Source organism: Absicoccus sp. (assembly GCF_034090965.1).
GTDB classification, from domain to species: Bacteria; Bacillota_I; Bacilli_A; order Erysipelotrichales; family Erysipelotrichaceae; genus Absicoccus; species Absicoccus intestinalis.
Map to the genome: position 1 here is coordinate 1 of NZ_JAXDRQ010000061.1, position 11,596 is coordinate 11,596.

The following is an 11,596-nucleotide window of genomic DNA, read 5'->3' on the forward strand; positions in this document are numbered from 1 at the left end:
ATCTGTTTCTGGATGATTGGTACATCTTCCAATGGAACTTCGACACCTAAGTCACCACGCGCAACCATGATACCATCAGCCACATCCAAGATCTCATCAACATTCTTTACCCCTTGCATACTTTCAATCTTGGCAATGATCTTCATATGTCCACCATGTTCATCAAAGATCTTTTTGATATCCAAGATATCTTGTGCCGTACGCGTAAAGGAGGCAGCACAATATTCAAATCCCATTTCACATCCAAAAATCAAATCTTCACGATCTTTTTCAGAAATAAATGGCATCGATAAATCAATATTGGGGATATTCACACCTTTTTTATTGGAAATGACACCACCATTCATGACTTCACAAACAATATCGGGGCCGTTGATTTCCAATACATTTAAGGCAACCAGACCATCATCGATCAAAATGGTTCCCCCTGGAATGACATCCTGTGTCATTTCTTTATAAGAAACAGAAACACGTTCTTCATTTCCCATGACTTCATCAGTCGTTAAGGTGAAGCGTTGCCCTTCCTTTAATTCAATGCTTCCATTTTCAAAATCACGTAAACGAATTTCTGGCCCTTTTGTATCTAATAACGTCGCAACTGGTAAATCCAATTCATGACGTAAACGAATGACCTTTTCAAACTTCGCTTTGTGCTCTTCATGTGATCCATGTGAAAAGTTAAAACGAGCAACATTCATCCCTGCCTTCATTAACTCAGTGATGGTTTGATCATCTTCACTAGCAGGTCCTAAAGTACAAATAATTTTTGTCTTTCTCATCTTTTTACCTCTCGATTCCTTTAATTCACTAGTATCATACACGATTTTTTTCAAAAATAAAGTAGTAAACGGTTTCAACTTGCGATTTGATTCAAACCTTACATTTTATTGTAAATAATCTTTTAAAAACGCATTTTTGTACCATTCAAAATGGCCATCCAATATGGCTTCGCGTATTTCCTGGGTCAAACGAATGATAAAACGTAAATTATGCATTGTTGCCAATCGAAAATATTCATAACGAATCGCCTTATCTTCAGATTTCTGCATTTCGCGCAATTCCCCTTGTGTATAGCCGGCTTGACAAGTTGGGCAATCGCATCCTTTTTCCAATAAATCATGGGGATGCTGTAAATTCAAATGATAAAATCCATGATGCGTATAGATCCGGCCATGACGAGCTTCGCGAGCGGGTGCCACACAATCAAACGTATCCGCACCTTGTTCGCAACCAATCAAGATATCATCGGGATGAGATAGGCCCAATAGATGTCTTGGTTTGTATTCAGGTAATTCTTCATTGCACCAACGAAGAATATGACCAAGATCGGATTTTTGGAAAGCACCACCCAGACCATAGCCATCAAAATCCATGGCTCCTAATTTTTTCGAGGTGGAACGTCGTAGATCTTCCCAACGTCCGCCTTGAATACAACCATATAGAGCTTGATAATAGCCAAGATCCATACAATGTTTTTGATGTTCATCCAAACTACGCTTGGCCCAGCGTTCGGTCCGATGCATGGCTTCAACATTATACGCATACGAATCGGCTAAGGAAGTGAGTTCATCAAAGGCCATATGAATATCCGCACCGATCCGACATTGGATCTGCATAGATTCTTCCGGACCAATGAAATCCATGTCACCAGTCAAATAATCTTCAAATTCGACCCCGGCTTCGCTGACTTTAGCCAATCGTTGTTCCATGGGCGTATTTTCCAATGGCTTATGGGTATCCATATTGACCACTTTGCCCGATCCCGATCCTAATGACATAACTTGAAAACCACCCGAATCCGTTAGCGTTGGCCCAAACCAGCCGGACCATTTGGCTAAACCGCCACCTTGGGCAATTTCTGGGGAGATATTGCGTAAATGATAGCCATTGCTTAACATGGCCTGACCACCAATGCGATGAAGATCTTCCATAGGCAAAAAAGGAACTTGACCGCGTGTGCCTACACACATGAAAGCGGGAGTTTGAATATCTCCATGAGCCGTATGAATGATACCAGCTCGACCTAAGTGATTAGGTATTTTTTGACGAATTTCAAAAGCAAAATCATTTTGATGCATGCCACATCCTCCTAAAACAAGAACTATTATACATAAAAAAAGAGGGCCATGCCCTCTCAAATGATTAGATTTCTAATAAATCGCTATAAACAGCTAACGCTCCATCGGTATCATGGGCCAATACACGTTTCGCAAGTACTTTACCCAATTGCACACCTTCTTGATCGAAACTGTTGATGTTCCAAACAAAGCCTTGGAACATGACTTTATTTTCGAAGTGAGCCAATAATGCACCCAATGATTCTGGATTCAATTGTTGACCAATGATGATGCTGGATGGACGACCACCATCGAAATTCTTATTTGGATTTTCATCGTCTTTACCACACGCAAAAGCAACAATTTGAGCTGCCACATTCGCATCCAATTTCTTTTGTGAAGTAGAACCTTCAATGACAACATCATTACCAATTTGACTGTCTTTGAAACCAATGAATTGAAGCGGCACGATGGTCTTGCCTTGATGCAGCAATTGATAGAAAGAATGTTGACCATTGGTTCCAGGTTCGCCAAAGATGATAGGTCCAGTGACATAATCGACTTTCTTCCCAAAACGATTGACGGATTTACCATTGGATTCCATATCCAATTGTTGCAGATGAGCTGGGAAGCGAGACAAAGCTTGAGAGTAAGGCAATACGGCCGTTGTCGCATAGCCAAGGAAGTTTCGTTCATAGACACCAATCAAAGCATCCAACAACGCAGGGTTTTTCAAAATGTCTTTTTCTTTTGCGGTTTCATCCGCTGCATGGGCACCAGCCATCAAACGAGCAAATACTTCGGGTCCAAATGCCAACGATAATACGCAGCATCCAACGGCAGAACTGGAAGAATAACGACCACCAATATAGTCATCCATATAGAAAGAATCTAAGAATTTATCATTGTTGGCCAATGGAGATGTTTCACTTGTACAAGCTAACATATGTTTGGAAGGATCCACACCGGCTTTTTTCAATGCATCTTCCACAAAGGCTGCATTTGTCAATGTTTCCAATGTTGTTCCCGATTTCGATACAACGATGAATAAGGCATGTTCCACATCAATATTATTTAATACTGCCGATGCATCATCAGGATCGACATTGGAGATGAAAGCGGCCTGCATCTTTAACGTGTGATTGGTCTTTGCCCAGTTTTCCAAAGCTAGATATAAAGCACGAGGTCCTAGATCACTACCACCAATTCCGATTTGAACAACCGTTGTGAATTTTTCACCCTTGCCATTGACGATCTTACCAGCATGAACATCATTCGCAAATTTGGCGATACGATCTTGTTGAGCTTGATAGAATTCACGTTTATTGACTCCATCCACAACAACATCTTTACCTAATTGTCCACGACACAATTGATGAAGAACCAAACGTTTTTCACCCGTATTGATGATGGCACCATTGTACAATTCTTCATATTTTTCCGTTAATTCTGCTTCATCGGATACTTTTTGTAGAATAGCTAAGATATCATCATCCACTGCTTTTGCCGCAAAGTTATATGCCATCTTTTCAGCCATTGGTACGCTATAATTTTTGACACGCTTAGCACCCGACTCTCCTGACATCACTTTACGAACATCCACTGCTTGTACATTTTTTAATGCTTGATACGAATCCAACGCATCAAAATTTGTCCAATTTACCATGAAATTTAAACCTCCTTGTGTATCACACAAATATCACTATTATGATAGACTATTTAAGCATTTTTTCCAAGGTTGACATCATCGAAAGAATGTTGTTTTATGGAAATATTAGAAGGTGGGTGGTAGAATGATTCTAAATTCTATTTTTTAAAAAACAAATAATAAAAGGAGGAATCATTCATGTTACAAATTCAAAATTGTACGCTACTTCACACCAAAGATGGCCATCAGCTGATGGATTCTTTTTCTATGACTGCCAATCCTGGCGACAAGATCGTTTTGATTGGGGAGGAAGGCAATGGCAAATCTACCTTTCTGAAATGGATCTATGATCCACAAAACATTCAATCGTATATTGAATATCATGGCCAATGCATCCATACCAACGAACGATTGGCCTATTTACCGCAACAATTACCCCCACACGATCAAAATTTGACCATCTATGCTTATTTTTGCGAAAGCGATGCCTTTTGGGATCTTCAAACCAAAATGGGAAAATATGCCAAGACGCTGGGTTTGCCTGCCGATCTTCCCTTTCGGGATCAAAGCATGGCTACCCTTTCTGGTGGAGAAAAAGTCAAAGTACAACTTTTACGCCTGTTGTTGGAAGAACCAACCTGTATCCTTTTGGATGAGCCTTCCAATGATCTGGATATCGATACGCTCGAATGGTTAGAATCCTGGATCCGTAGCTATCCAGGCATCTTGCTTTTCATCAGTCATGATGAAACGTTAATAGAAAATACCGCCAATCGGATCCTTCATTTTGAACAATTAAAAAAGAAAACCCAACCGAAAATCACTTTGTTTAAAGGAAATTATGCGACTTATCTTCAAATGCGTCAACGGGCTTTTGATCGCCAAAAACAACAAGCCCAAGAACAACGAAAAGAGAAAAAACAACGCGATGCTCGTTTTCAACGCATCCAACAAAAAGTGGAATATGCACAAAATACCATTAGCCGACAAGATGCCCATGGTGGACAATTATTGAAAAAGAAGATGCATGCCGTCAAATCATTGGAACATCGATTTGAAAAAGCCGATGCGAATATGTTGGAAATACCGGAACAAGAAGAAGCCATTCGCTGGATGTGGATGGATCCTACCCCCATTCCAACCAATAAACAAATCATTCATCTGCATCTGGATCGTTTAGAAACCAATCGTATATTGGCCAATGACCTTGATCTATCGATCGTGGGACCAGAAAAAGTTTGTATCATTGGTAAAAATGGAGCGGGTAAATCCACTTTATTAAAACGAATCTATGCACAATTGACGATAAGAGACGATCTAGTTGTTGCGTACATGCCTCAAAACTATGCGGACCAAATGGCTTTTGAACAAACTCCTGTTGCCTTTTTAAGAACCTATAATTCTAATCTAACCATGATTCGTAATGGGTTGGCGGCTTTAAAATTCACCCGAGAAGAAATGGAACATGCCTTAAATGACCTATCCCAAGGACAACTTGCCAAGTGTTTTCTATTGGCAATGGGACTAAAACAAGCCAATGTATTGATCTTGGATGAGCCTACACGGAATTTGTCACCGTTATCCAATCCTTTGATTCGTTCCATGTTCCAACAATTTCCGGGAACGATCATCAGTGTATCCCATGATCGTAAGTATATTTCAGAAGTCTGTGATACCGTTTATGTTTTGGACGAGCATGGCCTCACTAAAAAATGACAGATTTACCAAAAGGACATGGGATCTTTTTTCCTTCCACATAGCGCTCTAAAATATTGGAAGCCTTGCCATCATAGATAAATTGTTCCAATTTTTCAAAAGGTTCTCGTTGCAAGAAGCCAGGCATTTCTTCGGTTTCAATGACCAAGGCATCAAAGGCATATCCAGCCTCAAAGCTACCTACCTTCCCAAAGAAGGAGCCACTTTGTTTCGTTGCCAAAAAGAGGGCTTGTGGCAAAGTGATGGCTTTGACTTCCGGATGCTGCATATGATAAATCTTGGACAATTCAATGGATAGGGCAATATGGCGATTCATATCGGGTGTGTGACTGCCCGCAATATCACTGGCAATGCAACATCGAAGACCTAGGTCTAGATTTTCCTTGAGGGGCATGATACCACTGGATAGATCGGCATTGGATTGAGCACAATGACACATCATCACGTCTCGTTCTTTCAATATCGCTTTCTCCGGTTCGGATAGATGAATACAATGGGCCATGATAGTCTTGCCTTTGGGCATCAAGCCAAAGGCTTCATAGACCTCCGTATACGTAGGAATGTTGGGATGCAGTTCTTTGACCCAGGCAATTTCACTTTTGTTTTCGGATAAATGCGATTGCACCGGTAAATCATACTTTTTGACCAATTCGCCCAATCCCCTCATTAAAGCCTCGGTGGTAGAAGGGACAAAGCGTGGCGTAATGATATAGTTTACATTCTGTAAGGTTGTTACTTTTTGGATCAATTCCTCGGTATCTTGTAAAGATTGGCTTGTATCTTCACACAAATAGTCGGGACTATTCCGGTCCATGTTGACTTTCCCGATCCAGGCTTTTAAACCCGATCGTTCGCAAAGTTCCATCAAATGCCAAGTGGCTTCTTTGTGCAAGGTCGCAAAGGCAGAAAACCGCAAGGTTCCATTTTCCCATAGGCGATGTAAAAACAATCGATAGGATCGATCCGCAAAGTCCATATCCTTATATTTTGCTTCCATGGGGAAGGTATAGGTTTCCAACCAAGGCAACAGTTCTTTATCAAAGCCAATCCCGCGATTAATATATTGGGGTGCATGAATATGCAGATCATTGAAGGCTGGAATGATCAATGCATCGGTATGATCGATGACAGTTTCGGTTTGATACTTTGGTGGTAAGGCTTTATAAAAGGTTTTGACTTTTCCATCTTCCACAACCAGATATTCGTTTTTTCGAATCACCATTTGATCCAAGGAAGGTGTATAGATAAAATTTCCTTTGATGATCATTCCGCATTCACTTCTTTCTGTTTTAGGGCAGGAGCCTCTTCAGGCAAGATCAAATTCAATAACACGGCACTTAATCCCCCAACAGCTGTTCCACTGCTTAAGAAATATTGGACAACGGTTGGAAAACTTGCCATGGCATCGGCTGAAATGACCATGCTTGAAACGGTAAATACAATTGATAAGCCAATGACCAAGATGCGTTTTTGGCTCATTTCTTCTTTCATGACGATCTTCAATCCATTCGCAATCAAGATCTGACAAATGACCAAGAAAACACCACTGATGACACAGCCAGGAACCGAAGCAATGACTGCCATCAATTTCGGACACAACCCCATCAAAGAAAGCAAGATACCACATGTAATGACAACCGATCGACTGCCAATTTTCGTGATGGAGATCACACCGGCATTCGATGAATAACCAGTCAATGGCGTACCACCAAAACAAGCACCTAATAAACAGCCAATGCCCTCACCAATCACGGCACGATTGAGGCGTTCATCCGTTAATTCTTCTCCGGTCACATCACTGACGGTAAACCAGACACCCGTTGTTTCGATCAATACGATAAAATAGATAAAGATCATCAGAATACAAGAGGATGCATCAAACTGCGGTAGACCATAATGAAAGATCGATGGAATTTGGAACCAAGCCGCTTGACCGACCGCATCAAAATGTAATGTACCCATGAATCCAGAAACCACACAGCCAATGACCAAAGCGAAAATCACCGAAAACAAACTGATGTATTTATGTTTGTATTGTGTCTTGTATCCATATACATTCAGGATCAATAAGACGATCATCGCACTGAGTCCGGGAATCAAGTTATTCAATAGTCCTCCGGAATTACTGATTACACCACTGGCAGCCGTAGAAGTTAAAGAAATTCCTACGATCATGATCACCAAACCACCAATATAAGCTGGTACACATCGATGAATGATCTTTGCGAATACTTTCGTAACACCCAATAGACATAAGAGGATGGCTCCGGGAATCAAACTACCGACCAATACATCCATTCCTTGGGTAGAGCCAATGGCTGCCAATGCACTCAATGCAACAAAGCTCGATCCTTGAACGACAGGTAATTGGATGCCCAATCCGGTTTGGATGATAGTGGCCAAACCACAAGTAAAGAAGCACATTTGGATCAGATAACTCGCATCACTACCCGATAAGCCAATCATCCCGGCTAATAAGATGGGAAATACATAGAGATCCATCGATAAAATGTGTTGAAATCCTAAGAATATGGCTCTTCCTGGTGAGACATGTTCATTGATACCGACAATTAAGTCTGCCTTTTGCTTCATTTTTCTTACCTCCCTGCATACGCAAAAAGGTGCCTCTTGTTTAAGAAGCACCTTTGCTGGCTATTTTATTCATGAATAAAAAACAAAAAGAAAGAAACGAAATTCCATTTTGTTGAGAAGGAAAATGGAAAAGCTTCTTTCTTCTATCTATTTTATATCACATTCAATGAAAACAATCAATCTATTATTGTAAAAAATTTACATGAGTGTAAATTTTTTACATATAAAACTAATGAATCTGTTTATCCTTAAATTGTAGACGTGCTAAGGCTCGGGCCATGGCCGCTTGAGACATGCGATATTCACGTTGCGATTGTTTTTGACGCATTTTTTCTTTGGCTCGTTCTAAAGCTTCTTTCGCTCTTCGCTCATCCAATTCCGACTGCGTCTCACATGTATCGACAAGGACTTCGGCTTGATTGTCACTAAAGATCATGGTGCCAAAGCCACTGACGACCTTGATTTCAGAGCCATCTTCTTTACGAATCTTTAATTCTCCTGGCGTAATGGCATAAATCGTTTTCGCATGATGCGCTAAAAATTGTTTGGATCCCTGCGGCGTATGAATGGTTAGTACTTGAGCTTTTCCTTGAAAGAAAACATGATCACTGGCCATGATCTTTAAGTCAAATAAAGCAGGCATATCATTCCACTTCTTTCGCTTTTTCGATCACTTCATCAATGCCACCGACATTGAAGAAGGCACTTTCGGGATATTGATCCATTTCACCATCCAAGATAGCACGGAAGCCTTTGATGGTTTCTTTTAATGGTACATATTTACCTGGAATGGAAGTAAATTGTTCCGCCACATGGAATGGCTGAGCCATGAAGTTACGTAAACGACGAGCACGCGCAACGATCGTCTTATCTTCATCACTTAATTCTTCCATACCTAAGATGGCGATGATGTCTTGTAACTCTTTATACTTCTGAAGATACTGCAAGACTTCCTGTGCGGTATCATAATGTTCCTTCCCCACAATATCTGCTTGTAAGATACGAGAGCTGGATTCCAATGGATCGACGGCTGGATAAATACCTTGTTCAACGACTTTCCGTGACAAGACGGTTGTCGCATCCAAATGTTCAAAAGTAGTGGCTGGAGCTGGGTCGGTCAAATCATCAGCCGGAACATAGACAGCTTGTACCGAAGTAACCGAACCATTCTTGGTCGATGCGATTCTTTCTTGAAGCTGGCCCATTTCATTGGCTAGTGTTGGTTGATAGCCAACGGCCGATGGCATACGTCCCAACAACGAAGAGACTTCCGATCCGGCTTGCACAAAACGGAAGATATTATCAATAAACAACAACACATCTTTGTGTTCCACATCACGGAAATATTCGGCCATGGTCAATCCCGTTTCGGCTACACGCATACGAGCACCTGGGGATTCGTTCATTTGACCAAAAACCAAAGCGGTATTATCGATGACACCCGATTCACTCATTTCGGTCCAAAGGTCATTTCCTTCACGGCTTCGTTCACCAACACCGGTAAAGATTGAATAGCCTCCATGTTCACTGGCAATATTGCGAATCAATTCCTGAATCAATACGGTTTTACCAACACCGGCACCACCGAACAAACCAACCTTGCCTCCCTTGGCATAGGGTGCAATTAAGTCAATGACTTTGATACCCGTTTCCAAAACTTCAGTGACAGGGGATTGATCTTCAAACTTTGGTGGTTTTCGATGAATTTCCCAATAGGTATCGGTATCAATGGCTTCTTTTCCATCGATGGTATCGCCTAATACATTAAATAAACGGCCAAGGTTTTGTTTTCCGACTGGCACTTCAATACCCATGTCTTGGGATAAAACAGGCATATTTTTTTGAAGTCCTTCACTGGGTGACAACATGATGCATCGAACCGTGTCGGTTCCCACATGTTGCATGACTTCCATGATGCATTTCTTGCCATGGTTATCCACCTGCAAGGCCGTATGGATCAAGGGCAATGGTGTCGATGGAAAATGAACATCGACAACAGGCCCCATAACTTGTGTGATTTTTCCTATTTGCATGTGGCACGTCTCCTTTTCTTTTCTAATTGTTGTTTGCGCGCCTTTGCCCCTGCCGCTACTTCGGTAATTTCCTGGGTGATTTGCGCTTGTCTTTGACGATTGTACTGCAACGACAACTGGGCCAACAAATCTTCCCCATTCTTATTGGCTGAATCCATGGCTTGCATACGGGCAAAGTGTTCGGCGGCATACGATTCCACCAAACAACTATAGATATATCCGGCTAAATAATCGGGAATGACTGTATTCAATACAACTTTAGGATTGGGTTCCAATTGGTAGTGCATCGTCGTATCACCACCAACTTCTACATCGCGATTCAAGCGATACAATGGCAACAATTGATCGATATCAGGTACAAATTGCGTGGCATTTTCCATTCGTGTATAGACGATATACAATTCATCGATTTTTTGATTTTCAAATAATTCCAACATCTTACTGGCAATGGAACGTGCTGTGGGCAACGTTGGATTTTGCGCGGTATATAAGAAACTTTCTTCGATTGGAATATGACGACGTATAAAATATTGACGTCCTACTTCACCGACCATATAAAGTTTATACGACTTAAAGCCTTTCAACATTTGCTCGGTCATCTTTAAGACGTTGTGGTTATAGGCACCCGCTAAACCTTTATCGCCCGTTACACAAAGAATGGCACGACGTTGATTGTCTTGATCGATGTATTCACGTTCATCCAAATAGGGATGATGAAAGTTTTCGGGCAGACTTCGTAAAATGGTCAAGATGACTTTTTGCAGAGAATGGAAATAAGGTTCTGTATTGGCCAAGTTTTGTTTGGCTTTATTCATCTTTGTTGATGAAATCATATACATCGCCTTCGTGATCTTCATGGTCGATTGGATACCGGTCATGCGGTCTTTTAATTCACGAATGGCTGACATGTTCCGATCCTCGATAGTCTTTGGCTGCCTGGATGATGCGATCTTTTAGATTGTCATCCAATGTACCCGTTGTATGAATTTCACGAGCCAAATCCGCATGTTCACGATCCAACCATGCCAACATGTTTGTTTCTACTTCTTTGATTTGATCAACAGGTACATCACTGAGTAAATTGGCATCCGCAATCACCAATGCCATGATTTGATCGGCTTGATCCATGGGATGATTCAATGGTTGTTTTAAGAGTTCCATCAATACTTGACCATGCGCAAGTTGACGTTTGGTCGTTTCATCCAGATCGGAAGCAAATTGCGTAAATTCTTTCATTTCGCGATATTGGGCCAAATCGATACGCAAAGAGCCGGAGGCTTTTTTCATGGCTTTGGTCTGTGCAGCTCCACCTACACGAGAAACCGACAAACCAACGTTGACGGCTGGTCGTTGTCCTTCAAAGAACAAATCACTTTCCAAGAAGATCTGACCATCGGTAATAGAAATCACATTGGTAGGAATATAGGCACTGACATCTCCGTCTTGCGTTTCAATGATTGGTAATGCGGTAATGGATCCGCCACCTTTTTCATCCGATAATCGACTGGAGCGTTCCAACAAACGAGAATGCAGATAGAATACATCGCCGG

At 41.4% G+C, this 11,596-nt stretch carries 9 protein-coding genes and 1 pseudogene; 1 reads left to right on the plus strand and 9 read right to left on the minus strand.

Annotated features, from left to right (window positions below; translation table 11 throughout):
- From pyk to SOS22_RS09090, 3 genes are all read right to left on the minus strand, one after another.
- The coding region (pyk, locus tag SOS22_RS09080; RefSeq protein ID WP_320596993.1) for a pyruvate kinase at positions 1 to 779 on the minus strand (779 nt) is incomplete at its 3' end.
- 105 nt (positions 780 to 884) lie between these two features.
- Positions 885 to 2,078, minus strand: coding sequence for a tRNA guanosine(34) transglycosylase Tgt (gene tgt, locus SOS22_RS09085; protein WP_320326252.1), 1,194 nt, complete (start codon positions 2,076 to 2,078; stop codon positions 885 to 887).
- 64 nt (positions 2,079 to 2,142) lie between these two features.
- Entirely contained in the window at positions 2,143 to 3,723 is a 1,581-nt protein-coding gene (locus SOS22_RS09090; protein ID WP_320596994.1) for a glucose-6-phosphate isomerase, read from the minus strand.
- Positions 3,724 to 3,903: 180 nt separating this feature from the next.
- Between SOS22_RS09090 and SOS22_RS09095 the strand changes: the two genes are divergently transcribed.
- On the plus strand, positions 3,904 to 5,421 hold the full coding sequence (locus SOS22_RS09095) for an ATP-binding cassette domain-containing protein (RefSeq protein WP_320596995.1): 1,518 nt from the start codon (positions 3,904 to 3,906) through the stop codon (positions 5,419 to 5,421).
- Here the strand turns inward: SOS22_RS09095 and SOS22_RS09100 are convergent.
- The 6 genes and pseudogenes from SOS22_RS09100 to SOS22_RS09125 all read right to left on the minus strand — a co-directional run.
- Positions 5,411 to 6,688 carry an amidohydrolase family protein gene (locus SOS22_RS09100; protein ID WP_320596996.1) on the minus strand — a complete coding sequence of 426 codons (1,278 nt, stop codon included), beginning with the start codon at positions 6,686 to 6,688 and terminating at the stop codon, positions 5,411 to 5,413. The genes SOS22_RS09095 and SOS22_RS09100 overlap by 11 nt on opposite strands.
- Complete coding sequence (locus tag SOS22_RS09105) at positions 6,685 to 8,013, minus strand: uracil-xanthine permease family protein (RefSeq protein ID WP_273345096.1); 1,329 nt, start codon at positions 8,011 to 8,013, stop codon at positions 6,685 to 6,687. The genes SOS22_RS09100 and SOS22_RS09105 overlap by 4 nt, the downstream gene beginning before the upstream one ends.
- A gap of 229 nt (positions 8,014 to 8,242) precedes the next feature.
- The gene (locus SOS22_RS09110; RefSeq protein WP_273345092.1) at positions 8,243 to 8,656 is read right to left on the minus strand and encodes a FoF1 ATP synthase subunit delta/epsilon; all 414 of its coding nucleotides are present in this window, start codon (positions 8,654 to 8,656) and stop codon (positions 8,243 to 8,245) included.
- A 1-nt stretch (position 8,657) separates the two neighbouring features.
- A complete protein-coding gene (gene atpD / locus SOS22_RS09115; protein ID WP_320596997.1) occupies positions 8,658 to 10,046 on the minus strand; it encodes a F0F1 ATP synthase subunit beta in 1,389 nt (462 codons plus the stop codon).
- Complete coding sequence (atpG, locus tag SOS22_RS09120) at positions 10,037 to 10,954, minus strand: ATP synthase F1 subunit gamma (protein ID WP_320326256.1); 918 nt, start codon at positions 10,952 to 10,954, stop codon at positions 10,037 to 10,039. The genes atpD and atpG overlap by 10 nt, the downstream gene beginning before the upstream one ends.
- Positions 10,938 to 11,596 (minus strand): annotated as a pseudogene (locus SOS22_RS09125) (F0F1 ATP synthase subunit alpha); the annotation flags it as partial. The pseudogene SOS22_RS09125 and the gene atpG, both read right to left, overlap by 17 nt.

What these genes read in the sequence shown, in the direction of transcription:
- SOS22_RS09105 (WP_273345096.1), bottom strand. Translation starts at nt 8,013, where the DNA reads ATGAAGCAAAAGGCAGACTTAATTGTCGGTATCAATGAACATGTCTCA.
- tgt (WP_320326252.1), bottom strand. Translation starts at nt 2,078, where the DNA reads ATGCATCAAAATGATTTTGCTTTTGAAATTCGTCAAAAAATACCTAAT.
- SOS22_RS09090 (WP_320596994.1), bottom strand. Translation starts at nt 3,723, where the DNA reads ATGGTAAATTGGACAAATTTTGATGCGTTGGATTCGTATCAAGCATTA.
- SOS22_RS09100 (WP_320596996.1), bottom strand. Translation starts at nt 6,688, where the DNA reads ATGATCATCAAAGGAAATTTTATCTATACACCTTCCTTGGATCAAATG.
- SOS22_RS09095 (WP_320596995.1), top strand. Translation starts at nt 3,904, where the DNA reads ATGTTACAAATTCAAAATTGTACGCTACTTCACACCAAAGATGGCCAT.
- atpG (WP_320326256.1), bottom strand. Translation starts at nt 10,954, where the DNA reads ATGTCAGCCATTCGTGAATTAAAAGACCGCATGACCGGTATCCAATCG.
- atpD (WP_320596997.1), bottom strand. Translation starts at nt 10,046, where the DNA reads ATGCAAATAGGAAAAATCACACAAGTTATGGGGCCTGTTGTCGATGTT.
- SOS22_RS09110 (WP_273345092.1), bottom strand. Translation starts at nt 8,656, where the DNA reads ATGCCTGCTTTATTTGACTTAAAGATCATGGCCAGTGATCATGTTTTC.